We start from the raw sequence: 24,206 nt of genomic DNA on the forward strand, positions 1-24,206 counted from the left end.
GGGAGGTCGAGAACCTGCTCGCGCAGGGGTCCGGGGCGGCGCCGCCGCTGGACGGATCGTTGATCATGACCGGGTGTTCTGACCAAACGTCCAGCCGGTCGGTGATGATCCAGAAAAATGGTGACTATGGACGGCGTGAATCTCAACGGCCGTAAATTCGTGATGGTGAGCTCGACGGCGAGCGCGGTGGACCCCGACAGCCCGACGGAGTTCCAGTACTGGGAGGCCGACGGCGTGGTGTGGGGCAGCTACACGGGCGACACCGTGACCCACGGCCGCTTCGTCGGGACGCGCGACGGCGCCGACGTCTCCATCTCCTACGCCCACGCGCTTAAGGCGGGCGGCAAGGCGGGCGGCCAGAGCAGCAGCCGCGTCGAGCAGGGTGAGGACGGGCTGCTGCGGCTGGTCGAGGAGTTCCGGTTCGACGGCGACGACACGCTGCACGTCAGCGTGTGCGCCGAGGTCCCGGCCTCCTGACCGGCCCTCCGACGGGAAGCCGGAAGGCCGGGGGCCGATCGGCCGGAAGCGGACGACGCACCGCCCACCCGGCCGCCCGGCCGCCCCGCCACCCGGCCGCCTCGGCGCAGGGCCGGCGCCCAACCGTCCTTGCGGAAGGCACCGCCCGGCCCCGTTACGGAAGGCGACGCCCGGCCCTCCTCACGGAAGGCAGCGCCCGGCCCCCTCATGGAAGGCGGCGACCGGCCCTCCTTGCGGCAGGGCGGTGGCTAGCCGTCCTTGCGGAGGGCGGCGCGTCCCTCGGCCGCGCCGACGAAGCGCATCTTGCCGAGCGGCACGTCCCCTTGCGTCTCCTGGGGCGTGCGGCGCGCGGGACGGGAGGCGTCCCGGTCGGACGGCAGCACGTACGGCCGCTTGAGCACTTCGTCCAGGATGAACACGGTTTCGGTGGCCTTGACCGCCGGGATGTTGGCCAGGCGGTCGGTCACCATGGTGTGCACGGCGGCCACGTCGGAGACCCGTACCTGGATCATGGCGTCGTGCTGGCCGGTGGTGATCGCGCAGTACTCGACCTCGGGCATCCGGGCCAGTTCGGCCCTGAACTGCTTCCACATCTGCTGGCGCACGGTCACGAAGATCAGCGCGGTGATGCCGAGCCCGGCGCGCACGTGGTCGATCTCCGCGGTGAAGCGCTTGATCGCGCCGTCGGCGCGCAGCGCCTCGAAGCGCGTGTAGGCGTTCGCGCGGGAGATGCCCACCCGTTCGGCCAGCGCGGCGACCGAGATCCTGCCGTTCTCGCGCAGGACCTCAAGGATCTTCATGTGGACGTCGTCCAGCTCGAGACCGATGCCGATCCGTCCAGGCTGACCGCTGCCGCTGGCACCATTTCTGGAAATATCACTCATCATTACACCTCGACCATTTATATCCGTCTCGCGGACCGCACATGACCTGGACGTTCTGCCGGACAATCCTCGACATCCTTCTCCCGAACGTCCAATTTGGAGGACCCCATGGCGACCCGCTCGCAGACGGCGGCAGTGCTGCTCGCCGGTGCGCTCGCCCTCGCCGCCTGCGGAAGCGGCGGCACCTCGCAGACCCCGGCGGCCTCCGGTGGCGGTGGGAAGACGCTCGTCATCGACACGTCGTTCGACCTCAAGACGGCCGACCCCGGCCGCACCTACGAGCCGACCGGGCTCATCGTCGGCAAGGCCGTCTACGAGACGCTGCTGACCTTCGACGGTTCCGACGTGACCAAGCCGGTCCCGGCGCTGGCCGAGTCCTACGAGCTGAGCGAGGACGGCAAGACGCTGACGCTCAAGCTCAAGAAGGGCCCCACCTTCGCCGACGGCTCGCCGATCACCGCCGACGACGTGGTGTTCTCGCTCAACCGCGTGCGTGACATGAAGGGCACCCCGTCGTTCCTGCTGGACGGCGTCGAGGTGGCCAAGACCGACGACTCGACGATCACGCTGACGTCGAAGGCGCCGAACCCGGCGCTGCCCTACATCCTGCCGAACCCGGCGCTGGGCATCCTCAACAGCAAGGTCGCCAAGGAGCACGGCGCGACGGCCGACGCCCAGGACAAGGCCGAGCAGTACCTGAACGCCTCCTCGGCGGGGTCCGGCCCGTACACGATCGAGTCGTTCAACGTGAGCAGCCAGGTCACGCTCAAGGCGAACCCCAAGTACTACGGCACCAAGCCGGCCTACGACAAGGTCGTCATCCGCAACGTCGAGGCCGCCACGCAGAAGCTCAACGTGCAGCGCGGCGACAGCCAGGTGGCGCTGAACCTGTCCGGTGACCAGGTCACCAACATGCCCTCCACCCTGCAGGTGAAGAAGACCGCCTCGGCGAACGTCATCTTCCTGCTGGCCAACCAGGACTCGGGCGTCAGCAAGACCACGCCGAACGCCAAGTTCGTCGAGGCCGTGCGCAAGGGCGTGGACTACGCGGGTCTGCTGGAGCTGGCCGGCGAGGGCTCGACGCAGGCGCCGGGCGTGATCCCGTCGCAGCTGCTCGGCGCGCTGCCGCCGGAGCAGGCGCCCAAGCGGGACGTCGAGGGCGCCAAGGCGGCCCTGGCGGCCAGCGGCGTGTCGAACCCGACCGTCAAGCTGGAGTTCCCGAGCGAGCTGACCGTCAACGGCCTGTCGTTCCAGCCGCTGGCCGAGCGCATCCAGGCCAACCTCAAGGAGGTCGGCATCACGGTGGACCTCCAGCCCGCGCCGGTGACGACCGCGCTGGACAACTACCGCAACGGCAAGGAGGAGATGGGCCTGTGGTACTGGGGCCCGGACTACCCGGACCCGAGCGACTACCTGGCCTTCGCGCCCGGCAAGACCGTGGGCCTGCGGGCCGGCTGGAAGGAAGGCGCGGCCAAGGAGATCGAGGCCGCCGCTGACAAGGCCGCGACCGCGATCGGCGACGAGGCGCGCAAGACGGCCTACGCCGACCTGCAGACCAAGCTCAACACCTCCGGTCCGTTCGTGCCGCTGATCCAGCCGAGCCAGAACATCGTGTCGGCCGGGTCCGTGACGGGTCTGGAGTACCACCCGGTCTGGACCGTGGACGTCGCCGACCTCGGCGCGAAGTAAGGAGACCGGCAGGTGTCCGACAACCTGGGCGCGGCGGGCTCACCGCCGCGCCCCGGCACCGGCTCCCCGGTCGAGGCGGCCGCCGCGGGCGCGCGGCGGCGGCGGGGGGTGCACCCGCTGGCGCGCTTCCTCATCCGGCGCATCCTCATCGCCGTGCTGCTGGCCTGGGGCATCACGCTCGTCACGTTCCTGCTGACGAACCTGGTGCCCGGCGACCCCGTGGCCGCCAACCTGGGCCAGCGGGCGCTGGGCGACCCGGCCATCGTGGCCCAGTGGCGGTCCGAGCACGGCCTGGACAAGCCGCTGTGGCAGCAGTACGCGATCTATCTGCAGGGCCTGGTCCAGGGTGACCTGGGCATGAGCCAGCAGAGCCACCGCCCGGTCAGCCAGGACCTGGCCGAGTTCGTCCCGGCGACGCTGGAGCTGGCGGGCGCGGCGATCCTGATCTCGCTGGTGCTGGGCGTGGCCTTCGGCGTGGTCGCCGCGCTGCGCAGGGACCGGCTGTCCGACCACGTGCTGCGGCTGGTCAGCCTGGTCGGCATCTCGGTGCCGACGTTCTGGCTGGCGCTGGTGGCGTTCTACGTGTTCTTCTTCCGGTTGCAGATCACGCCGGGCAGCGGCCGCGTGGACGCGGCGCTCGGCTCGGCGCCGGCGGTGACCGGGCTGCAGACGGTCGACGCGCTGCTGGCGGGCCGGTGGGACATCTTCACCTCCGCCGTCGGCCATCTGATCACGCCCGCGCTGGTGCTGGCGTTGTACACGATCGGCCTGCTGACCCGTTTCACCCGTTCCGCGGTGCTGGAGGTGCTGGGCCAGGACTACGTCCGGGCGGCCCGCGCCAAGGGGCTGCCGGGCCGGGTGATCCTGTTCAGGTACGTGCTGCGTTCGGCGCTGGTCCCGATCATCACCGTGGCCGGTCTGGCCTTCGGCAGCCTGCTGTCCGGCACCGTCCTGGTCGAGGCGATCTTCGCCTGGCCCGGCGTCGGCCAGTACGCCTACAAGAGCGCCACCAGCCTCGACCTGCCCGCCGTGATGGGCGTCGGCCTGGTCGTGGGCGTGGTCTACCTGGTCATCAACCTGATCGTGGACGTGCTGTACGGCGTCATCGATCCCCGAGTGAGGCTGCAATGAGAGGCAAGGGGCTGCTGGGCAGGCTGCCCGAGGCGTGGCGGCAGCCGCTGGCCGTCGCGGGCGCCGTCCTGGCCGTGGCCTGGCTGGTGATCGCGCTGGCCGCGCCGTGGCTGGCGCCGCACGACCCGCTGGCCCAGGACCTGCCGCGGCTGGCGCCCCCGGGGCCCGGCCACTGGTTCGGCACCGACCAGCTCGGACGCGACATCCTGAGCCGCGTCATGTACGGCGCGCGGGTGTCGATCCCGCTGACGTTGCTGCTGGTCGTGCTGTCGGTGCTGGTCGGCGGCCTGCTGGGGGCGTGCGCCGGGTACTTCGGCAAGTGGGTCGGCGAGACGATCATGCGGATCGCGGACCTGGTGTTCGCGTTCCCGACGGTGATCCTGGCCATGGTGGTGGCCGCGGCGCTGGGCGCGAGCCTGGGCAACGCGGTGCTGGCCGTGCTGGTGGTGGCCTGGCCCGCCTACGCCCGCGTCACCCGCGGGCTGGTGCTGGGCGTGCGCGAGCGGGAGTTCGTGCTGAGCGGGCGGCTGCTGGGCTTCTCGGTGTGGCGCTCGCTGCGGGTGGACGTGCTGCCGAACGTGACCGGCCCGATCCTGGTGCTGGCCACGCTCGACATCGGCACGGCGCTGCTGCTGCTGTCCGGCCTGTCGTTCCTGGGCCTGGGCGCCAAGCCGCCGTCCCCCGAGTGGGGCGCGATGGTGGCCTCCGGCGTGGAGGTCTTCGACAGCTGGTGGGTGGCGACGTTCCCCGGCCTGGCGATCCTGACCGTGGTGCTGGCGTTCAACTTCCTCGGCGACACGCTGCGGGACGCGCTCGACCCGCGGACGGCCCGCGCGATCAAGGAGCGTGCGTTGTGACGCTGGACATCACCGGCCTGAAGGTGTCGATCCACGGCAAGGAGATCCTGCGCGGCGTCGACCTGAAGCTGGCCGCCGGGCGCGTGCACGGCCTGGCCGGCGAGAGCGGGTCGGGCAAGACGATGACCGGCCTGGCCGTGCTGGGGCTGCTGCCGCACGGCGCGCGCGTCTCGGGCCGGATCGGGCTCGGCGAGCGGGACCTGCTGACGCTGCCGCCCAAGGAGCTCAACCAGGTGCGCGGCGGCGAGGTCGCCATGGTCTTCCAGGACCCGGCGACCAGCCTGCACCCGATGCTCACGATCGGCCGGCAGCTCACCGAGCACATGCGTCACCACCTGGGCCTGGGCAAGGCCGAGGCGAAGGCGCGGGCGGTCGAGCTGCTGGGCAAGGTGCGCATCCCGGGCGCCGAGGAGGCGTACGGGCGTTTCCCGCACCAGTTCTCCGGCGGCATGCGGCAGCGCATCGCGATCGCCGTCGCGCTGGCCTGCTCGCCCAAGGTGCTGATCGCCGACGAGCCGACCACGGCGCTGGACGTGACCGTGCAGGCGGGCGTGCTGCGGCTGCTGCGCGGGCTCTGCGACGAGCTGGGCCTGGCCGTGCTGCTGGTCACGCACGACCTGGGCGTCATGTCGGCGGTCGCGGACGAGGTGAGCGTGATGAAGGAAGGCCTGGTCGTGGAGACCGGACCGCGCGGGCGGGTGCTGCGCGACCCCGAGCACCCCTACACCCGCGCGCTGCTGGACTCGCTGCCTGATTCTGCTTCGGACGTGGAGGGCTGATGCTGGACATCGAGGACCTGGTCGTCGAGCACCGCTCCCCCGGGCGTCCGGTGGTGCGGGCGGTGGCGGGGGCCAGCCTGACCGTACGGGCCGGCGAGGTCGTGGGCCTGGTGGGCGAGTCGGGGTGCGGCAAGTCCACCCTGGCGCGGGCGGTCTGCGGGCTGAACCCGGTCACCCACGGGTCGATCGCGTTCGAGGGGCAGCGGGTCACGCCGCTCGGCCTGCGGCGCAGGAAGCTCACGGGCATCCAGATGGTGTTCCAGGACCCGTACGCGTCGCTGAACCCGCGGCGCCGGGTGGGCGACCAGATCGCCGACGGCCTGCGCACCGCGGATGACACCCGTACCGACCCGGCCGACCTGCTGGAGCGGGTGGGCCTGCCGCGCGAGTTCGCCGGACGGCACCCCCACGAGTTCTCCGGCGGCCAGCGGCAGCGCATCGCGATCGCCAGGGCGCTGGCGGCCCGGCCCCGGCTGCTCATCGGCGACGAGCCGATCTCCGCGCTGGACGCCTCCGCCCAGGCCCAGGTGGCCCGGCTGATGCGCGACCTCGCGGTGGACTCCGGGGCCGGGCTGCTGTTCATCAGCCACGACCTGTCGGTGGTGCGGCTGATCGCCGACCGGATCGCCGTCATGTACCTCGGCAAGATCGTCGAGGTGGGCGGGACGGCCGAGGTGTGGGACGACCCGAAACATCCGTACACCAGGGCGTTGCTGGGGGCCATCCCCAAGCCGGACGGCATGGGCGTGCTGCCCGCCGAGCTGGCCGGGGACGTGCCCGATCCGGCGAACCCGCCGGGCGGCTGCCGGTTCAACCCGCGCTGCCCGCTGGTGATGGAGGTGTGCCGCGAGAAGGAGCCGGACTTCGGGCCGGTCGCCTGCTGGCTGCACGAGCCGGCGTGAGCCGGAGCCACGCCGCGCGGGTGGCGGCCGTGCGGCGGGCGATGGCCCAGGAGGGCATCGACGTGCTGGTGTTGCGGCCCTCGCCCGACTTCCGGTTCCTGAGCGCCTCCCCAGAAGGCGCTCTCCCTGAGGGCGTCCTGCCTGAGGGCGGCGCGCCGGACGGCGGCGCCGGGCCGGGCGTGTTCCTCGTGGTGACGGCCGAGGCGATCGTCGAGACCCGCGACCCGGCGGGCCTGGTGCCCGCCTCCGCGCGCCGGGTGGGGGTGGACCCGGAGATGCGGGCGAGCGAGCTGTTCCGGCTGGCGATCGCCGCCGAGCTGGTGCCCGCCTCCGCGGTGCTGGCGCCGCTGCGGCTGCGCAAGGACCCCGCCGAGCTGACGGCGCTCGGCCGGGCGGTCGCGGCGGCGGAGGCGGTGCTGGCGCAGGCGGCCGAGCTGGCCTGGTTCGGCGCGACCGAGCGGGCGATGGCGCGCCGGCTGCGGCTGCTGGCCCTGGAGTCGGGCTGCGAGGAGGTGATCTCGCTGCGCGTGTCGGCGGGCGAGCACACCGCGCGGCCCGAGCACGTGCCCGGCGGGCGCGTGATCAACCCGGGCGACGCGCTGCTGGTGTCGGTGTGCGGCCGCTGGGACGGCTACTGCGCCGAGGCGGGCCGGGTGTTCGCCGTCGCCGAGCCGCCGGAGGACTACGAGGCGATGTACTCGGTCGTGCTGGCCGCCCACCGCGCGGCGCTGGCGGCGCTGCGGCCGTCGGTCCCGTTCGCGGAGCTGGCCAGGACGGTGCACGAGGTCATCGACGCCAGCGGCTACGGCCGCTTCGCCGCCCCGCACGTGGGCCGGGGCGTGGGCCTGGGCCACGACGAGGGGCCGCGGGCCGGCGAGGACGCGGTGTTCGCCCCCGGGATGACGGTCTGCCTGGAACCGGCCATCTACGTGCCCGACCTGTTCGGCGCGCGGGTGGCCGACGTGGTGGCCTGCACGGCCGCCGAGCCGGTGCCGCTGGGCACGCGGCCGCACACCCTGCACGTCCTCGACCGCTGAGGCGGCCTGCGCTTACGCTGGGTGACGACGATCACCGGGGGGCGTCGTGGATCAGTTCGTGCTGCTCATGCTGGTGCTGCTGGGCGCGCTGGTCACGGTTCCGCTGGGTGAGCGGCTGGGGCTGCCCGCGCCGGTGCTGATGACGCTGCTGGGCATCCTGCTGGCGGTGCTGCCGTTCGTGCCGAACGTGGACATCCCGCCGGGCATCGTGCTGCCGCTGCTGCTGCCGCCGCTGTTGTACGCGGCGGTGCGGCGTACGTCCTGGCGGCAGTTCGCGGCGAACTGGCAGCCGATCTTCCTGCTCGCGGTGGCGCTGGTGTTCGTGACGACGGCGGCCGTGGCGGCCACGGCGCACGCGCTCGTCCCCGGCCTGCCGCTGGCGGCGGCGGTGGCGCTGGGCGCGCTGGTCGCGCCGCCCGACCCGGTGGCGGCCACGGCGGTGGCCGGGCGGCTGGGCCTGCCGCGGCGCATGGTGTCGCTGCTGGAGGGCGAGGGCCTGTTCAACGACGTGACCGCGATCGTGCTCTACCACGTGGCGGTCGCGGCGGTCGTCACCGGCGTGTTCTCCTGGCCGGGGGCGCTGGGCGAGTTCGTGTTGTCGGCGGGGGTGGCCGTGGCGGCGGGGTTCGCGCTGGGCTGGGCGGCCGGGAAGCTGATGGCGCTGCTGGGCGACGCGACGCTGCAGGTGGGCCTGTCGCTGGTGGTGCCGTTCGTGAGCTACGCGGTGGCCGACGAGCTGCGCGGCTCGGGCGTGCTGGCCGTGCTGACCACCGCCTTCTACCTCAGCGACCGCATGTGGGACGCCGACGACGTGTTCGGCAGGTTCGCCTCGTCCACGTTCTGGCAGGTGGTGGACACGCTGGTGACGGGGGTCGCGTTCGGGCTGATCGGGCTGGAGCTGCACACGGTGTTCGGCACGGTCCACGGCCGGTTCGGCGAGGTGCTGTGGTGGAGCGCCGCCGTGGTGGGCGTCGTCGTGGTCGTCCGGCTGCTGTGGCTGCTGCCGGCCGCGTGGCTGGCCAAGAAGGGGCGGCGCGAGGACACCGAGGTGCCGATGAGCTGGCGCGAGACCGTCGTCATGTGGTGGGCGGGCATGCGCGGCGTGGCGTCCGTGGCGCTGGCGCTGGCCATCCCGCTGCGCATCCACGACGGGCGGCCGTTCCCGCAGCGGCCGGTGATCGTGTTCATCGCGTTCGCGGTCATCCTGGTGACGCTGGTGGTGCAGGGGCTGACGCTGCCGTGGCTGGTGGCGCGGCTCGGCGTCAAGGCCGACACGGCGGCCGAGCGCGATCTGGAGAAGCGCCTGGCGATCCGGGCCGCCCACGCGGCCAAGCGGCGGCTGCGGGAGATCGACGAGGCCGAGGACCTGCCCGAGGAAGTGGTCGAGCTGCTGGGCCGGCGCATGATGGACCTCGGGCTGCGGATCAGCCCCGAGGCCGCCGACGACGAGCGGCGCGAGGCGTTCGAGCAGCGGGCGCGGCGGGCCCGGCTGGTGCGGCGGGTGCAGGAGGAGATGATGTCGGCCGCCCGGCAGGCGGTGCTGGACGCCCGCCGCGACCCGCGGGCCGACCCCCAGGTGGTCTCCCGGGTGCTGCGCGCCCTCGACGCCCGGAGCATGCGCTGACCAGCCCCGATCCGTCCACCGGAGGGTTGACGGTGTGTGATCGGGGGCCGCAGAGGGTAGTCATTTCCATATGCTGCGGATCGGCACGCTGGGCGCCGCCCCGTCGGTCGGCGTCGTGGCCTGTGGCTGGCACGACAGCGGTCCGGGCCCCTTCACCACCGGCATCAAGCTGATCTACACGCTCGGCGGCCCGCTGCCCGAGCTGCCCGGCCTGCGGATCGGGTCCGGGGCGCTCATAGGCGCCGAACAGATCGCCGCCGCGCTGCTCCAGGGTCTCGACGTGGTGATCACCGAACCCGCCTGCCCGGCCGCGCCCGTGGTGGCGGCCGGCATGTGGCACTACGGCTGGACCAGGCGCGACGTGTCGGCCCTGGCCGGGGCGACGGTGGCCGGTCTGGCGCTGGCCACGCAACCGGGCGCGTGCGTGGCGGAGATCGGGCGCGACGGCGCCGGCTCCATCGACGGGCAGATGCCGGCCGAGTCGGTACGGGCCCGCGTGGCGGCGGCGTTCTCCGGCGGCCGGTACCGCACACCGGAGGTGACGGTGCCGCTGGAGGCGGTGCGGCTCAGCGAGGACACGCCGTGCCGGATCCGCATCGCCCGCACCCCCGGCATCGTCGTCTGAGGCTCACGGGGGGCTGTGGGGCTCGGCGACGAAGAACCGCCGGCCTTTGGTGGCCCGGCACGAACCCTGATGTCGCCGCATGTCGTACGGTCGCCAGGGAGCACCTGCGCGCCGACCGAGTTGGAGAGAGTGTGAAGATCACAGGAGTAGAGCTGCGCCGGATCGCGATGCCGTTGGTGGCGCCGTTCCGCACGTCGTTCGGCACCGAGACGGCCCGGGACGTCCTGCTGGTCAGGGTGGTGACCCCCGACGCCGAGGGGTGGGGCGAGTGCGTGGCCATGTCCGAGCCGCTCTACTCCAGCGAGTACGTCGACGGCGCCGCCGAGGTGATCCGCCGGTTCCTGCTGCCCGCCCTGCCGCCGGCCGTGGACGCGTACGGCGTCGGCCGCGCCCTCGAACCGATCAAGGGCCACCGCATGGCCAAGGCCGCGCTGGAGACCGCCGTGCTGGACGCGCAGCTGCGGGCCGCCGGCGAGTCGTTCGGCCATTTCCTGGGCGCGGCCCGCGACCGGGTGCCGTGCGGGGTGTCGGTGGGCATCATGGACTCGATCCCGCAGCTCCTCGACGCCGTGGCGGGCTACGTCGAGGAGGGGTACGTCCGCATCAAGCTGAAGATCGAGCCCGGCTGGGACGTCGAGCCGGTGCGCGCGGTGCGCGAGCGCTTCGGCGACGACCTGCTGCTCCAGGTGGACGCGAACGCGGCGTACTCGCTGGCCGACGCCCGCCGGCTGGCCCGGCTCGACGCGTTCGACCTGCTGCTGATCGAGCAGCCGCTGGCCAACGACGACCTCGTCCAGCACGCCACGCTGGCCCGCCAGCTGCGCACGCCGATCTGCCTGGACGAGTCCATCGAGTCGGCCGAGCACGCGGCGGCCGCCATCGCGCTCGGCTCCTGCTCGATCATCAACATCAAGCCAGGCCGCATCGGCGGCTACCTGGAGGCGCGGCGCATCCACGACCTGTGCCGGGCCAACGGCATCGCGGTGTGGTGCGGCGGCATGCTGGAGACGGGTCTCGGCCGGGCCGCGAACGTGGCGCTGGCGGCGCTGCCCGGGTTCACGCTGCCGGGCGACACCTCGGGGTCGCGCCGCTACTTCGCGACCGACGTGACCGAGCCGTTCGAGCTGGTGGATGGCCATCTGGAGGTGCCCACGGGGCCGGGGCTCGGCGTCGAGCCGATCCCGTCGGTGCTGGAGGAGATCACGACGTCCACGGAGTGGATCCCGCTGTAGGGCGCCCGTCCTGGAGGGCGGGGCCGGCCGGGGTCGCGGGACCCCGGCCGGCGCCCTGCGGGTCAGGCCCGGGTGAAGCGCAGGCGCAGGGTGGCCGGGGCGGCGTGCAGGTCGTAGCGGGGCAGGGCGCCGGGGCCGCAGGTGGCGGTGCCGATGCCCTGCTGGGCGAGATCCAGGTGGAGGTGCACCCGGTCGCCGGGCACCAGGTCCGGACGGTGGCGGGCGGCCTCCAGCTCGGCGGTGCTCCACCGGCGCGCGGTCAGCCCGAACGCCGGCTCGCCCGCGACCCGGAACCCGGGCGTCCCGGCCGGCCCGCCGAGCTCGGCCCATCGCACGTCGGCGCGGCGGCCGTTCTCCTGCGGGTAGACGTAGGGCGTCTGGAGGTCGTCGATCGTGGCGCTCCAGCGGCCGACGCGGGCGGCCATGCCGGTGTCGGGGTAGGCCTCCCCCGGCCCCCGGCCGTACCAGGTGACGTGGGTGAGCTCGCCGGGCAGCGCCAGATGCACGCCCAGGCGCGGGATGGGGTCGCGCCACTCGCCCTCGGGCTCGACGTCCACGGTCAGTTCCAGGGCGTCGCCGGAGGGCGCGGTCCACGTCCAGGCGACGCGCATGCCGAGGTCGGTGGCGGCGGGGGCGACCCTGGTCTCGACGGCGAGTCCGTCACCGGTCCGCACGCCGTCCACGCGGTGGGTGAGGCGGTGCAGGCCGAGCTCACGCCACCTGCGGCCCAGGCCGCCGTAGCGGTCGTTGTCGGTGGGGGCGCGGTAGAGGTCCAGGCGCGGGCCTTCGACGTCGAGGCCGAACAGGCGCAGCAGGCGGCCGGTGCGCGGGTCGAACTCGCCGCCGCCCAGCCTCAGCCGCCCGCCGGACGTCCGCGGCCGGCCCCCCGCACCGGCGGCCGCGGGCACGGCGGGGCTCGGCAGGCGGGTCTGGGACCAGCCGATCTCGTGGCCCGCGGGGGCCCATGGCTGGTCGCCGGTCAGGGTGGCGCGGGCGGTGAGCCAACGTTCCCCGGCGCCGTCCGGCGGCGGGGGCAGGGCGGGCAGCTTCACCTCGCCGCCGGACGGCGGCACCGCCAGCGGGAACCGCGCGACTTCGAGCCCGTCGTCCTCGACGACGGCCTCGAAGTCGAGGTGGGCCAGGTCGCGGAAGTCGTGCCGGTTGACCACCCGCACGACGCCGTCGCCGAACGCGAACCGCACCGGCTCGAACACCTTCTTCAGGTCCAGCAGGCCCGGGGAGGGCGTGCGGTCGGGGAACACCAGGCCGTCGATGACGAAATTTCCGTCATGGACGGATTCGCCGTGGTCGCCGCCGTAGGCGTACTCGTGGCGGGGATGGGTCAGGCCGTGGTCGATCCACTCCCACACGAACCCGCCGGCCAGCCTCGGGAACCGTTCGAACAGCTCCTGGTACTCGGCCAGGCCGCCGGGCCCGTTGCCCATGGCGTGGGCGTACTCGCACTGCAGGAACGGCATCGCGCGCCGCCGCGCGTCCAGGGCGGGGTCGTCGAGCGGGTCCTCCTCGCCGCGGCCGATGGCCTCGACCTCGGCGTGGGTGGCGTACATGCGCGAGTAGACGTCGGTGTGGGCGCACGACCAGTCACCCTCGTAGTGCAGCGGCCTGGACGGGTCGCGCTCGCGCGTCCAGGCGGCCATGACGGCGAGGTTGCGGCCGACGCCCGCCTCGTTGCCGAGCGACCACATGATGACGCTGGGGTGGTTCTTGTCCCGTTCGACCATGCGGCGCATGCGGTCGAGCAGGGCGTCGGCCCAGCGCGGGTCGTCGGTGGGGTTGCGCCGCCAGCCGACCTGGCCGAAGCCGTGCGTCTCCAGGTCGCATTCGTCGACGACCCACAGGCCCAGCTCGTCGCACAGGTCCAGGAAATCGGGGTGCGGCGGGTAGTGGCTGGTCCTGACGGCGTTGACGTTGTGCCGCTTCATGAGCAGCACGTCCTCGCGCATGGTCTCGTACGGGACCGCGCGGCCGTGGTCGGGATGGAACTCGTGCCGGTTGACGCCCTTGAGCAGCAGCGGACGGCCGTTGGCCAGGAGCACGCCGTCCTCGACGGAGACGGTGCGGAAGCCGACGCGCAGCCGTACGGTCTCGTGCGGGGTGGTGAGGACGGCCTCGTACAGGCGGGGCGTCTCGGCGGTCCACGGCTCGGCCTCGACGGTGATCTCGACGCCGGGTTCCAGGTCGCGCACGCCGAGCTCGGGGATGCTCAGCAGGCCCTCGGCGGCCTCGAAGGACAGCCGGCCGTCGTGGGCGGCGTGCACGAACACGTCGGCGGCCGACGTCGTGAGGGTGACGCCGCGGAAGATGCCGGGCAGCCACCACATGTCCTGGTCCTCCAGGTAGCTGGCGGCCGACCACTGGTGCACGCGCACGGCCAGCACGTTGCGTCCCGGACGCAGCCACGGCCCGGCGTCGAACTCGACGGGCAGCCTGCTGCCGGTGGAGAAGCCCAGCTCGTGGCCGTTCAGCCAGACCCTGGCGAAGGAGTCGACGCCTTCGAAGCGCAGCCTGCCGCCGCGCCAGCCGTCCGGCAGGTCGAAGGCGCGCCGGTAGTCGCCGGTCGGGTTCTCGTCCGGGACGTGCGGCGGGTCCACGGGGAAGGGGTAGGAGACGTTGGTGTAGGCGGGGGCGCCGTGGCCGTGCAGGGGCCAGTGGGCCGGCACCGGCAGCTCGTCCCAGGCGGAGTCGTCGAAGCCGGGCCGGGCGAAGTCGTCGGGCACGTCGGCCACGGGTGAGAGGCGGAAGCGCCACAGGCCGTCGAGGTCGAGGGCGGGGGCGTCGGAGCGGAGTGCCGCGCGGGGTTCGAGACGGCCCGAACCGGGGGCGAAGGTTTCGAGATCCATCCCTTCCGACAGTAGGGGTTGATGGTGGTTCCGTCAGCGATGCGCCGTCTGGTGGTGCTTGGACTTCCCTGCCGTGGTTGTTGGAGGAATGGAACCGGCGGCGGCCCCGGCCTCAGGCGTTCCTGGAGAACAGGATCCCGTTCGCCCCGGCGCCGCCGGGCAGCGCGGAGGCGGCCGCGAGATAGCCGGCCAGCAGGCTCTCGGCCACCGCGCCCACGGCCGCGTCGCCGGGCAGGAACTCGGGGGTGTGCAGGCCGGCGGCCGTGTCCACGCCGACGAACATCATCAGCGACGGCGCCACCGAGGCGTAGTGGGAGAAGTCGTCGGCCCCGCACGAGCGCAGCCCGCCGTCCACCGTCCAGCCGTGGCCGCGCAGCAGCCCGCCGGCGCGTACGGCCAGCCCGGTGTCGTTGACCAGCACCGGCTCCCCGGGCAGGATCGTCACCTCGGCCGTGCAGCCGCACGCCCTGGCGACGTCCTCGACCACCTGGGTGAAACGTTCGTGCAGCTCCTGGCGCCAGTTCTCGGACATCGCCCGGAGGGTCCCCCTGGCCACGGCCTCGCCAGGGACGGCGTTGGGCGCGGTGCCGGCGTTGACCGTGCCGAAGGTGACGACGGTGGGCGTCATCGGGTCGGCGACCCGGCTGACGACCTGCTGGGCGGTGACGATGACCTGCGCCATGGCCACCACCGGGTCCCTGGTGAGGTGGGGGTAGGCGGCGTGGCCCTCCGCTCCCCTGACGACCACCCTGAACTCGTCGGAGGAGGCGTTGACCGCGCCCGGCACGGAGGCGACCGTGCCGTCGGCCAGCAGGGGCTGCACGTGCGCGCCGATCATGGCGCCGACCCGGTGGCGGTGCAGCGCACCCGATCCCACGACGTCGGAGGCGCCGGAGGGGAAGCCCTCCTCGCGCGGTTGCAGCACGACCAGCAGGGGCGGGTCGGCGCCGAGCCGGTCGAGGGTCCTGGCCAGGGCGACCACGGCCGCCATGTGCACGTCGTGGCCGCAGGCGTGCATCGCGCCCTCGGGGGCGGCCCATTCGACGCCGGTGCGCTCGGTCAGCGGCAGGGCGTCGAGCTCGCCGCGTACGCCGACCGCCGGGCCGGGTCCGCCGACGCGCAGGACCGCGCCCGTGCCGGCGACGTGCTCGACGTCCCCGGCGGGCAGCGCGTCGAGCAGCCGGTCCCGCGTCGGGCCCTCCTGGCCCGACAGGCAGGGGGACGCGTGCAGCTCGCGGCGCAGCGCCTGCGCCGCGGGCAGCTCCCGCAGCAGGCCCTCCCGCAGCGCCGCGTAGGCGGCGCCGTCCACGCCGCCGGTCCCGATGACGGCTCCATCGACGGGCCTGTTGATCGTACGGCCCCCGAAGTCGTTCACCCCGTGCTCTCCTCCCGTGTTCCCAGTCCGTAGACGCGTCGCGCGTTGTCCGCCCCGACCATCGCCGCCACCCGCATCGCCTGCCCGGCCGACCACTCGCCGTCCAGCACGAGCCGGCCGAGCACCCGCGCCATCGCCCGCCGCCACAACACCGCGCCGAGGTGGTGCAGCTCGGCCGGCCCCCACCCGTCCGACGAGAACAGGATCTTGGCGAACGGCGCCAGCTCCAGGCTCTCGGCCACCAGCGCCACGCTGCGGGCCCCGGTGTAGGTCACGCCGAGCCCCACGTCGAAGTAGACGTTGGGATAGGCCTGCGCGAGGAACCCCGCGTGCCGCTGGAACGGGTAGCAGTGCAGCAGCACCAGCGGCACCCCGGTCGGCTCGGCGCGCTCGACGAGGCCGCGCAGCAGCAGCGGATCGGCCCGGCGCAGGTCGAGGTCGGGATCGCCGAGGCCGGTGTGGAACTGGATCGGCAACCCTCGCTCGATCCCGGCCCAGATCACGTGCCGCAGCAGCACCGGCTCCGTCAGCTTACCGCCGCCTGACCCGAGCCAGCGCCCGGCCGCCTCGGTCACCTCCGCCCGGCTCGGCGGCTCGGGGTCCAGGTCGAGGCCGTGGCGGTAGGCGGCGACGCTCTTGAGCCCGCGCGCGCCGCCGGTGCGCTCCCACAGCTGCCGGGCGAACGCGTCGGCGAAGGAGGAGGCGTCGCAGCCGCCGGCCGCGACCTGCTCGGCCACCGTCTCCAGTCGCACCACCTCGTCGGCGGGCGCGCCGGTGAGCTCGGCCATGCCGGACGGGCCCACCAGCTCGTCTCCCCGGTAGCCGGTCTCGACCAGGTAGTGGGCCACGTTCGCGGCGCCGAGCAGCAGCCGGTTCACCTCGCCGGCGCCCAGCCGGGCCCTCCTGGCCAGGTACTCCTCCGGCGTGCAGTGCGGTTCGAGCCCGAGGACGGGCGCGCAGTGGCGCAGGATGGCGTACCCGGTCTGGGAGTCGAACTGCGTCATCCACTCCGGCACCGGCCGGTCGGACTCGGTGATCAGCTCCTCGAACGCGGTGCGCGACAGGTCGCGCGGCACCACGCCGTGGACGTGGTGGTCGACCAGCGGCAGCTCCTCGATGGCCCGGACGAACCCGGCCGGGGCGAGGTCGAGGTCTGCGGCGGTGGCGTACACGTCGGTCACGGAGAGATCTACTCCCCCGTGCGCGCGCGGACGAACCACCCCGCCCCGATCCGGTGCCCGTCTAGGGGGCCGCGGCGGGCACGGCGAGCTGCTGGACCAGCCACGGCAGCGCCTGCGGCAGCTCCCGGTTCCAGGTGTTGAAGTTGTGGCCGCCGCTGGGCAGGATCAGCGACGAGGCCCGCATGGGCGGCTTGACGGCGTTCAGGAAGCGCTCGGTCGGCAGGTAGTCGGCCTCGCCCTTCCTGCTGCTGGTGACGAGCACGGACACGGGCGGCGCGGGCAGCCGGGCCAGGCGCCACATCAGGTCGTTGCGGTCGGCGAGCGCCTTGTCGCCGTGGAACAGGTCGCCGGTGGTGCCGTCCACGATCGTCTTGTAGTAGCCCGACAGGGAGACGGCGGCGGAGAACGCGTCGGGGCGGCTCATCGCCAGCTTCAGCGCGCAGTAGCCGCCGGTCGAGCCGCCGAGCACGCCCCAGGAGTCGCGGCCGGCCGCCGCCCGGTAGTGCGCGGTCACGGCCTGCCGGACGTCGGTGGCGAAGTACGTCAGCGCCTGCGGGCCGCCCGGCACGTCCACGCACTCGGTGTCGCGCGGCAGCACCACGCTCGGCCGCATCATGACCAGGACGGCCGGCTCGACCTGGTGCAGGCCGATGGCGTGGGCCAGGCGTCCGGGCAGGTCGAGGCGGGTCATGAGGTTGCGCGGGTCGCCGGGGTAGCCGGTCAGGGCGAGGATCGCGGGGAACCTGCGCCGGGGGTCCTTGAAGTAGGCCGAAGGCAGGAACACGTACGCCTCCTCGCTCAGCCGCGTGGTCGCGCCCGGCAGGACGACCTCCTCGATCCGCCCGCCCGGGACCGCCCGGCTGTCCAGCACCCGCAGCCCGGCCGCGGCCCCGGCGACGGTGATCTGGCCGGCGCCGGTGTCGGCGCCGAGCAGGTCCGCCCAGGAGGCGTAGAAGCCGAAGTAGTAGTTGACCAGCAGCGCGAGCGCCGCCACGGTGAGCGCCTGGCAGCCCGCCAGCAGGCCGGCCCGGCCCAGCACCGGCGGCAGGCCCCGCCCGGCCAGCCGCGGCCACACCCAGACGGTGGCCGCGAGCCCGGCCACCGCGAGCGCCACGGCGGTCACCAGCAACGCGATCGAGGTCAGTCCCATGAACAGCAGGAATATCCCGGCCGGCGTAAGCGCGTGGTTAACGGCGAGATTAACCGGCAGGGGCTTCAATCGGTATTTGTGAAGCGTCCTTGGATCCCCGCGCTGGCGGGTTACGCGTCGCTGGTCATCGGCCTGCTGGACATCGCCAAGGCCGTGGCGCCGCGGCTGGAGCACACGCGGATGGGCCAGTGGTCGGATCTGCTGCCCGGGACGGTGACGACCGTGGCGCGGGCGACGTCGCTGGTGGTCGGCATCATGCTGGTGATGATCGCGCACGCGCTGCGCCGGGGGAAGGTGCGGGCCTGGCGGGCGGTGGTGGTGCTGCTGCCGGTGAGCGCCGTCATGGCCGTGCTGCACCTGCGGCCGGTGACCGCCGCGATCAGCGTCGTGCTGCTGGCCGTGCTGGTGGCCGGCAGGCGGGAGTTCACTGCGCTGCCCGACCCGCGCTCGCGCTGGCGGGCGTTGTGGAACCTGCTCGTGCTCGGCGCGATCGACCTGGCGCTCGGCTACCTGATCGTGAGCGTCCGGCCGGGCGCGCTGGTGGGCCGTCCTGGCGTGGCCGAGCGGCTGGAGCACGTGGCGCTGGGGCTGGCGGGCATCGAGGGGCCGGTCACGTTCACCGTGGAACGCGTCTCCGACCTGGTCTACTTCTCCCTCGTCGGGCTGGGCGCGCTGACCGCCGTGACGACGCTCTACCTGGCGCTGCGTCCGGAACGGCCGGCCGCCGAACTGACCGCCGACGACGAACGCCGTCTGCGCGCCCTGCTGGACGTCCACGGCGAGCGTGACTCGCTGGGTTACTTCGCGCTGCGCCGGGACAAGAGCGTGATCTTCTCGCCGTCGGGCAAGGCGGCCGTGGCCTACCGGGTGGTCTCCGGCGTGATGCTGGCCAGCGGCGACCCGATCGGCGACCGCGAGGCGTGGCCGGCCGCGATCGCCGCGTTCATGGCCGAGGCGCGGCGGCACGCCTGGGTGCCCGCCGTCATCGGCTGCGGCGAGACGGGCGGCGAGGTCTGGACGAAGGTCGCCGGGCTGTCCGCGCTGGAGATCGGCGACGAGGCGATCGTCGAGGTCGACGGCTTCACGCTGGAGGGCCGCGCGATGCGCAACGTGCGGCAGATGGTCAACCGCACCCGCCGCGCCGGGTACGTCTGCCGGGTGCGCCGCGCCTGCGACGTGCCCGAGGAGGAGAAGGAGGGCATCCGCCGGGCCGCCGGGCTGTGGCGCGGCACCCAGACCGAGCGCGGCTACTCGATGGCGCTCGGCCGCTTCGGCGACCCCGCCGACGCCGATTGCCTGGTGGCCACCGCCTGCAAGGACGGCGACCTGAAGGCCGTGCTGCACTTCGTGCCGTGGGGCAGCCGGGGCGTCTCGCTGGACCTGATGCGCCGCGACCGCGACGCCGACCCGGGACTGAACGAGCTGCTGATCGCCGAGACGCTGCAGGCGGCGCCGTCGCTGGGGATCACCCAGGTGTCGCTCAACTTCGCGATGTTCCGTTCGGCGCTGGCCCGCGGCGACCGGCTCGGCGCGGGGCCCGTGCTGCGGGCCTGGCGGTCGGTGCTGGTCTTCCTGTCCCATTGGTTCCAGATCGAGTCGCTGTACCGGTTCAACGCCAAGTTCCGGCCGATCTGGGAGCCGCGCTTCGTCGTCTACCCGAACGCCCGCGACCTGCCCAGGATCGGCGTCGCGGCGCTCCAGGCCGAGGCGTTCATCCCGTCGGGCCTGCCGCTGCGCGCCCGCCTGCGCCTGCCCAGGCCCTTCACGCACGACCGGGCCGCCGCCGCTCCCCAGACGCCGTGAACCGCGCGGTTCAGGGGGAGGCGGCGGTGCCGGTGGCGGGCCACATGGTGTTGAGGCGGCCGGCGGTGGCCTGGTAGGCGCGCTCGGCCTCCGGCGTCAGGACGACGTCGGCGCCCGGCCCGGCGGCGGCCAGCCGTTCGCGCAGGACGATGGAGTCGGCGGTGTCGGCCAGGTCGAGCAGCCCGGTGAACCGGGCGGCGGAGGCCACCAGCTCGGTGGCGGGCAGGCCGGTGCACACGGCGTCGAGGGCCTGGCGGACCACGCCCTTGCCGACCGCGCCGAGGCCGAGCGCCACCGCGGCGGCCGACAGGGTGGCCACGTCGAGCGGGTCGACGTCGACCAGGCGCAGCGGCACGTGCTCGACCTGGCCGCCGGGGGCGTACAGGCGACCGGCCAGGCGGGCGGCGGCGGCGCGCCTGCCCTGCGTGGGGCCGATCGCGCGCCAGAGCCGGCGCAGCGCGGTCAGCGCGATCCCGCCGGCGAGCGGGCCGGGCAGCGGCGAGCCCACGGACTCGGCGGCGCGCAGCACCAGCAGCAGCCTCTCCAGCTCGCCCACCGCGCGGGCCAGGTCTTCGCCCAGGTCGGGGACGAGGACGGCGCGCGGGCCGAGGCCGGTCATGTGCGGCTCCTCACGGAGCCCTCGTCGTCGAGCGGTCGTCGGGCGGCGGAGCGGTCAACCGGAGGGTCACAACCGGAGCGTACGCCGCCCCGGCCACGCCGCACACCCCACCGATGAGCACCCGGCCCCCAGCCCGCGCTCCTCCCCCAGCTGCCTCCGCACCCCGTGAGGGACGGGCGAGCCGGGCGTGTGGGAGGATCTGGCCTCGATGGGTCCATGGTCGTTGGTGCGGTGGCTGCGTGCGGCGAGCTTCGCCGGCACGTGTGCCGCGCTGGCCGCGCTCGCCCACCTGGCGGGCGGCGGCTGCTTCGACCCCGGGGCGCTGCTGGCGGGGTTCCTGCTGGTCCTCGCGCCGGCCCTGGCGCTGACCGGGCGTGAGCGCACGCTGCCCGCCATCGTGCCCGCGACGGGCGCCTCGCAGGTCGTCCTGCACCTTCTGCTCTCCCTGAGCTGCGACCATCCCGCACCGGCCGCCGCCCCCGTGGACGTGGTTCACGCGCACGACACGGGCGCCCCGGGGTTCGGGATGCTGCTCGTGCACGCGGCGAGCGTGCTGCTGACGTCGGTCTGGCTGCGCTGGGTGGAGTCGGGGCTGTGCGCCCTGGTCCGCGAGCTGGCCGGGTGGGTGCTGCGCCCGCTGCTGGTGCTGTTCCTCGTCGTGGCCGGGTGGGCTGCGCCGGCGCGCACACCGGTGGGCGGGCGCGACGACGTCACGGCGCGCGTGCGGGTGTTCCTGCGGCACGTGCTGGTGCTGCGGGGGCCGCCCGCGGGTGGACCGGAGCCGCGAGGGCCGGTCCGTCCGACGGTCGTGGGCCTGCCCGCCTAGGCGCGCCCGCGGTCCTTCGCGCGCCCGTCCGCCGCGGTTCCTCCGACGACAATCCCGGCTCGCCGCCGTGCCCGCCCCCGCCGTGGGGCCGGTCCGGCGTGCGCGCCTCCGGACTCGACTCAGAGGACATCACCCATGAGACCTTCCCGTACCCGCCGGGCCGCGGCGCTCGCGCTCGTGCTGCTGGCCGCCGCCTGCGGCGCGCCCACGGCGACCGGCGCCGCCACGGAGGCGGCCACCGTCGCGCCGGCGGCCGCCGGCCGGACCGTCTACCCCCTCACCTTCGACAACTGCGGCACGCGGGTCACCTTCCGCCGGCCGCCGCAGCGCGTCCTGATCCTGAACGGCACCAGCGTCGGCGAGGTGGAGAGCTTCCTGCTGCTCGGGCTGGAGCGCAGCATCCTGGCCAACGCCCAGAGCTACGGCGTCTCCGACGACCCGTCCATGACGGCCCGGATCAAGGCGCTGCCGACCGGCGGGCTGACCATGAACAAGAACTTCGACGTGCCCGCCGAGCAGGTGCTCAAGCTCAAGCCGGACCTGGTGGTCTCCACCTGGTCCGGCGGGTTCGACCCCGCCCGCGGTTTCGCCACCCGCGAGCAGCTCGCCGCGGCCGGCATCACCTCGCTGGTCAACCCGGTCAACTGCGCGATGGGCAAGCCGGCGGCCACCGAGCAGGAGAAGCGCGCCTACCGCAACCAGTCGATCAACTCCTCGCTGGAGTTCCTCAGCCTGCTCGGGCGGGTGTTCGACGTGCAGCGCGAGGCGTTCGACCTGATCGGGCGGCTGCGGGCGCGGGTGGAGTCGGTACGGGCCCGCGTCGCGGCGCTGCCGCCCAGGAAGGTGCTGATCGCCTATCCCGGCATGGCCATGATGAACGCCAACGGCCTGCCCGCCGTGATGACCGGCGGCATCTACGACGACGTCATCAGGGCGGCCGGCGGCGTCAACGCCTTCGCCGGCCAGACCGCCGACATGACGCGCACCCTCAACCGCGAGCAGCTCGCCACCGCCGAGGTGGACGTGCTGGTCGTCGGGCTGTTCACGCCCGAGGAGAAGGGCGAGGAGGCGGCGGCGAAGCTGTTCGCCGCCTACCCCCACTGGGCCGCGGCCAGGTCCAGGACCTTCACGGTCGTCTCCGACGGCGTCTATCTCGGGCCGCTGAACGCCTGGGCCGTGGAGAAGATCTCCAAGGTGGTGCATCCCGGTGGCTGACACGCTGACCGCGCCGCGCCGCACCGTCCCCGTCCCGCCGCGGCGGCCGCACGCGGTGTCCGGGCGGGCGACCGGGTTCCTGCTGGCCGGGCTCGGGGCCGCGCTGGTCGTGGCCCTGGTGATCGGGATCTCCGCCGGGTCGGTGAACCTGCCGCCGGACCAGGTGTGGGGGGTGGTGTGGGCGTACCTGACGGGGCGGGGCGAGCAGGCCGATCCGCTGCTGGCGCAGGTCGTGTGGGAGATCCGCACGCCCCGGGCGCTGCTGGCGGCGCTGGCCGGGGCCGCGTTGTCGGTGGCCGGGGTCGCGTTGCAGGCGCTGGTCCGCAACCCGCTCGCCGACCCGTACGTGCTGGGTGTGTCGTCGGCGGCGTCGCTGGGGGCGGTGCTGGTGCCCGCGCTCGGGGGCGGGGCGCTGGCCGGGCTGACCGGCGCGCTCGGCGTCACGGGGGCCGCCTTCGCCGCCGCGCTGCTGTCGGCGCTGGTGGTGTACGTCCTGTCCCAGCGTTCCGGCAGGCTGCTGGACTCGTGGCTGGTGCTGACCGGCGTGGCCGTCGGCTACCTGTGCTCGGCGGCCACCACGTTCGTGCAGCTCCAGCTCAACCCGACCGAGCTGCAGGGCATGATGTTCTGGCTGATGGGCAGCGTCGCCGGGGCGTCGTGGGCGGATCTGGGGGTGCCCGCGCTGCTCGTCGTGTGCTGCGTGGCCTGGCTGTCCTCGCAGGCGCGGGCGCTCAACGCGCTGCTGGCCGGCGAGGAGTCCGCGGTGGCGATCGGCGTGCCGGTCGCCGCGCTGCGGATCGGGCTGCTGGCGGCCGGGTCGCTGCTGACGGCGACGGTGGTCAGCGTGGTCGGCGGCATCGGGTTCATCGGGCTGATGGTCCCGCACATGGTCCGGTTCGTGGTCGGGGCCGACCATCGCCGGGTGCTGCCGGTCTCGCTGCTGGCCGGGGCGGTGTTCCTGGTGCTGGTCGACCTGGCGGCGCGGATCGCCGACCGGCCGAACGAGTTGCCGGTGGGCATCTTCACCACGGGGCTCGGCGTGCCGTTCTTCCTGTGGCTGCTGCGCAGGCGGCGGGCGGGAGGCGGCGGCGATGCGGCTTGACCTCGCGGGCGTGAGCGCGAGCATCGACGCGCGGCCCATCGTCACCGACGTCACGCTGAGCGCCGGGCCCGGCGAGTTCGTGGCGCTGGTCGGGCCGAACGGCAGCGGCAAGTCCACGCTGCTGCGCACGGTCTACCGGTCGCTGCGCCCGTCGGGCGGCGTCGTCCGGCTGGACGGCGACGACCTGTGGCGGATGCGGCCGCGGCACGCCGCGCGGCGGCGGGCGGTCCTGCCGCAGCACAACCCGGCCGGAGAGGGGTTCTCGGTGGCCGAGGTCGTCGCGGCCGGGCGGCACAGCCACAAGCGGGCGCTGGACCGGGAGAGCGCGGGCGACCGGGCGGTGGTCGCCACGGCCCTGGAGCGGGTCGGCATGGACTGGGCGGCCGACCGGCTGATGACCACGCTGTCCGGTGGCGAGCGGCAGCGCGTGCTGCTGGCCCGCGCGCTGGCCCAGGAGGCGCCGCTGCTGATCCTGGACGAGCCGGGCAACCACCTGGACGTCGGCTCCCAGCTCCTGCTGCTGGACCTGATCCGCTCGCTCGGCCTGACGCTGCTGGCCGCGCTGCACGACCTGGACCAGGCCGCCGCCTACGCCGACCGGATCGTCGTGCTGCGCGAGGGCCGGGTCGCCGGGCAGGGGCCGCCGCTGGAGGTGCTGACCCCGGCCTTCATCGAGGAGGTCTTCGGCGTCCTGGCCCATGTGGGGCCGCATCCGATCACCGGGCGGCCGCACGTCGCGGTGGCGTCCAGGTCGGGAGGTAAGCGCCTGCCCTAGGGCCGGTCAGCACTCGTCCCCCGGTGCGGAGCCGTGTCCGGCGCCGTCCGTCCGGCCGGTTA

The 24,206-nt window shown here is 73.9% G+C and carries 22 protein-coding genes; 16 read left to right on the top strand and 6 right to left on the bottom strand.

The genetic code is table 11. The annotated features are described in order from the left end of the window. Positions 1–126 precede the first annotated feature (126 nt). Positions 127–477 carry a hypothetical protein gene (locus AB0J76_RS23680; protein ID WP_352325341.1) on the top strand — a complete coding sequence of 117 codons (351 nt, stop codon included), beginning with the start codon at positions 127–129 and terminating at the stop codon, positions 475–477. A gap of 248 nt (positions 478–725) precedes the next feature. Here the strand turns inward: AB0J76_RS23680 and AB0J76_RS23685 are convergent, their stop codons facing one another. Further along, positions 726–1,277, bottom strand: a complete 552-nt coding sequence (locus tag AB0J76_RS23685) for an Lrp/AsnC family transcriptional regulator (RefSeq protein ID WP_352325339.1) — start codon at positions 1,275–1,277, stop codon at positions 726–728. On the opposite strand from AB0J76_RS23685, the gene AB0J76_RS23690 reads away from it, so the two are divergent. The 10 genes from AB0J76_RS23690 (at position 1,278) to menC (ending at position 11,237) form a co-directional block, all read left to right on the top strand. Continuing rightward, positions 1,278–1,406, top strand: a complete 129-nt coding sequence (locus AB0J76_RS23690) for a hypothetical protein (protein WP_352325338.1) — start codon at positions 1,278–1,280, stop codon at positions 1,404–1,406. It begins immediately after the preceding gene. A gap of 63 nt (positions 1,407–1,469) precedes the next feature. Continuing rightward, the gene (locus tag AB0J76_RS23695; protein ID WP_352325337.1) at positions 1,470–3,050 is read left to right on the top strand and encodes an ABC transporter substrate-binding protein; all 1,581 of its coding nucleotides are present in this window, start codon (positions 1,470–1,472) and stop codon (positions 3,048–3,050) included. 12 nt (positions 3,051–3,062) lie between these two features. Continuing rightward, positions 3,063–4,181: an ABC transporter permease gene (locus tag AB0J76_RS23700; protein WP_364390458.1), complete on the top strand. Its 1,119-nt coding sequence runs from the start codon at positions 3,063–3,065 to the stop codon at positions 4,179–4,181. Next, entirely contained in the window at positions 4,178–5,038 is an 861-nt protein-coding gene (locus AB0J76_RS23705; protein WP_352328927.1) for an ABC transporter permease, read from the top strand. Before AB0J76_RS23700 ends, AB0J76_RS23705 begins: the two co-directional genes overlap by 4 nt. Next, positions 5,035–5,817: an ABC transporter ATP-binding protein gene (locus tag AB0J76_RS23710; protein ID WP_352328929.1), complete on the top strand. Its 783-nt coding sequence runs from the start codon at positions 5,035–5,037 to the stop codon at positions 5,815–5,817. Before AB0J76_RS23705 ends, AB0J76_RS23710 begins: the two co-directional genes overlap by 4 nt. Then, entirely contained in the window at positions 5,817–6,719 is a 903-nt protein-coding gene (locus AB0J76_RS23715; RefSeq protein WP_352328931.1) for an ABC transporter ATP-binding protein, read from the top strand. Before AB0J76_RS23710 ends, AB0J76_RS23715 begins: the two co-directional genes overlap by 1 nt. Further along, positions 6,716–7,756, top strand: a complete 1,041-nt coding sequence (locus AB0J76_RS23720; RefSeq protein WP_352328933.1) for a M24 family metallopeptidase — start codon at positions 6,716–6,718, stop codon at positions 7,754–7,756. Before AB0J76_RS23715 ends, AB0J76_RS23720 begins: the two co-directional genes overlap by 4 nt. 46 nt (positions 7,757–7,802) lie before the next feature. Further along, complete coding sequence (locus AB0J76_RS23725) at positions 7,803–9,380, top strand: Na+/H+ antiporter (RefSeq protein ID WP_352328934.1); 1,578 nt, start codon at positions 7,803–7,805, stop codon at positions 9,378–9,380. Positions 9,381–9,450: 70 nt separating this feature from the next. Further along, on the top strand, positions 9,451–10,005 hold the full coding sequence (locus AB0J76_RS23730) for an acyclic terpene utilization AtuA family protein (RefSeq protein ID WP_352328936.1): 555 nt from the start codon (positions 9,451–9,453) through the stop codon (positions 10,003–10,005). A gap of 131 nt (positions 10,006–10,136) precedes the next feature. Further along, positions 10,137–11,237, top strand: coding sequence for an o-succinylbenzoate synthase (menC, locus tag AB0J76_RS23735; protein WP_364390462.1), 1,101 nt, complete (start codon positions 10,137–10,139; stop codon positions 11,235–11,237). Positions 11,238–11,299: 62 nt separating this feature from the next. Here menC and AB0J76_RS23740 read toward each other — a convergent pair whose 3' ends face one another. From AB0J76_RS23740 to AB0J76_RS23755, 4 genes are all read right to left on the bottom strand, one after another. Further along, on the bottom strand, positions 11,300–14,098 hold the full coding sequence (locus AB0J76_RS23740) for a glycoside hydrolase family 2 TIM barrel-domain containing protein (protein ID WP_364390464.1): 2,799 nt from the start codon (positions 14,096–14,098) through the stop codon (positions 11,300–11,302). Between the two features lie 112 nt (positions 14,099–14,210). Further along, complete coding sequence (locus AB0J76_RS23745; RefSeq protein ID WP_364390465.1) at positions 14,211–15,473, bottom strand: M20 family metallopeptidase; 1,263 nt, start codon at positions 15,471–15,473, stop codon at positions 14,211–14,213. Next, positions 15,470–16,654 (bottom strand): amidohydrolase family protein, encoded by a 1,185-nt coding sequence (locus AB0J76_RS23750; RefSeq protein ID WP_352330953.1) that lies wholly within the window; start codon positions 16,652–16,654, stop codon positions 15,470–15,472. Before AB0J76_RS23750 ends, AB0J76_RS23745 begins: the two co-directional genes overlap by 4 nt. A gap of 61 nt (positions 16,655–16,715) precedes the next feature. Then, positions 16,716–17,804, bottom strand: a complete 1,089-nt coding sequence (locus tag AB0J76_RS23755; protein ID WP_364390467.1) for an alpha/beta hydrolase-fold protein — start codon at positions 17,802–17,804, stop codon at positions 16,716–16,718. Positions 17,805–17,882: 78 nt separating this feature from the next. On the opposite strand from AB0J76_RS23755, the gene AB0J76_RS23760 reads away from it, so the two are divergent. Continuing rightward, positions 17,883–19,607, top strand: a complete 1,725-nt coding sequence (locus tag AB0J76_RS23760; RefSeq protein ID WP_352328199.1) for a phosphatidylglycerol lysyltransferase domain-containing protein — start codon at positions 17,883–17,885, stop codon at positions 19,605–19,607. Positions 19,608–19,617: 10 nt separating this feature from the next. Here the strand turns inward: AB0J76_RS23760 and AB0J76_RS23765 are convergent, their stop codons facing one another. After that, entirely contained in the window at positions 19,618–20,226 is a 609-nt protein-coding gene (locus AB0J76_RS23765; RefSeq protein WP_352328200.1) for a hypothetical protein, read from the bottom strand. Between the two features lie 208 nt (positions 20,227–20,434). Here AB0J76_RS23765 and AB0J76_RS23770 point away from each other — a divergent pair, with 208 nt between their 5' ends. The 4 genes from AB0J76_RS23770 (at position 20,435) to AB0J76_RS23785 (ending at position 24,144) form a co-directional block, all read left to right on the top strand. Continuing rightward, positions 20,435–21,052: a hypothetical protein gene (locus AB0J76_RS23770; protein WP_352328201.1), complete on the top strand. Its 618-nt coding sequence runs from the start codon at positions 20,435–20,437 to the stop codon at positions 21,050–21,052. Between the two features lie 135 nt (positions 21,053–21,187). Continuing rightward, positions 21,188–22,267 (top strand): ABC transporter substrate-binding protein, encoded by a 1,080-nt coding sequence (locus AB0J76_RS23775; RefSeq protein WP_352328202.1) that lies wholly within the window; start codon positions 21,188–21,190, stop codon positions 22,265–22,267. Beyond that, the gene (locus AB0J76_RS23780; RefSeq protein ID WP_352328203.1) at positions 22,260–23,369 is read left to right on the top strand and encodes an iron ABC transporter permease; all 1,110 of its coding nucleotides are present in this window, start codon (positions 22,260–22,262) and stop codon (positions 23,367–23,369) included. Before AB0J76_RS23775 ends, AB0J76_RS23780 begins: the two co-directional genes overlap by 8 nt. Then, a complete protein-coding gene (locus AB0J76_RS23785) occupies positions 23,359–24,144 on the top strand; it encodes an ABC transporter ATP-binding protein (RefSeq protein WP_352328204.1) in 786 nt (261 codons plus the stop codon). The genes AB0J76_RS23780 and AB0J76_RS23785 overlap by 11 nt, the downstream gene beginning before the upstream one ends. Positions 24,145–24,206 lie beyond the last annotated feature (62 nt).

It is taken from the genome of Nonomuraea sp. NPDC049624 (assembly GCF_040675255.1).
GTDB lineage: Bacteria > Actinomycetota > Actinomycetes > Streptosporangiales > Streptosporangiaceae > Nonomuraea.

What these genes read in the sequence shown, in the direction of transcription:
- AB0J76_RS23755 (WP_364390467.1), bottom strand. Translation starts at nt 17,804, where the DNA reads ATGGGACTGACCTCGATCGCGTTGCTGGTGACCGCCGTGGCGCTCGCG.
- AB0J76_RS23705 (WP_352328927.1), top strand. Translation starts at nt 4,178, where the DNA reads ATGAGAGGCAAGGGGCTGCTGGGCAGGCTGCCCGAGGCGTGGCGGCAG.
- AB0J76_RS23715 (WP_352328931.1), top strand. Translation starts at nt 5,817, where the DNA reads ATGCTGGACATCGAGGACCTGGTCGTCGAGCACCGCTCCCCCGGGCGT.
- AB0J76_RS23730 (WP_352328936.1), top strand. Translation starts at nt 9,451, where the DNA reads ATGCTGCGGATCGGCACGCTGGGCGCCGCCCCGTCGGTCGGCGTCGTG.
- AB0J76_RS23680 (WP_352325341.1), top strand. Translation starts at nt 127, where the DNA reads ATGGACGGCGTGAATCTCAACGGCCGTAAATTCGTGATGGTGAGCTCG.
- AB0J76_RS23785 (WP_352328204.1), top strand. Translation starts at nt 23,359, where the DNA reads ATGCGGCTTGACCTCGCGGGCGTGAGCGCGAGCATCGACGCGCGGCCC.
- AB0J76_RS23685 (WP_352325339.1), bottom strand. Translation starts at nt 1,277, where the DNA reads ATGAAGATCCTTGAGGTCCTGCGCGAGAACGGCAGGATCTCGGTCGCC.
- AB0J76_RS23775 (WP_352328202.1), top strand. Translation starts at nt 21,188, where the DNA reads ATGAGACCTTCCCGTACCCGCCGGGCCGCGGCGCTCGCGCTCGTGCTG.
- AB0J76_RS23770 (WP_352328201.1), top strand. Translation starts at nt 20,435, where the DNA reads ATGGGTCCATGGTCGTTGGTGCGGTGGCTGCGTGCGGCGAGCTTCGCC.
- AB0J76_RS23765 (WP_352328200.1), bottom strand. Translation starts at nt 20,226, where the DNA reads ATGACCGGCCTCGGCCCGCGCGCCGTCCTCGTCCCCGACCTGGGCGAA.
- AB0J76_RS23740 (WP_364390464.1), bottom strand. Translation starts at nt 14,098, where the DNA reads ATGGATCTCGAAACCTTCGCCCCCGGTTCGGGCCGTCTCGAACCCCGC.
- AB0J76_RS23695 (WP_352325337.1), top strand. Translation starts at nt 1,470, where the DNA reads ATGGCGACCCGCTCGCAGACGGCGGCAGTGCTGCTCGCCGGTGCGCTC.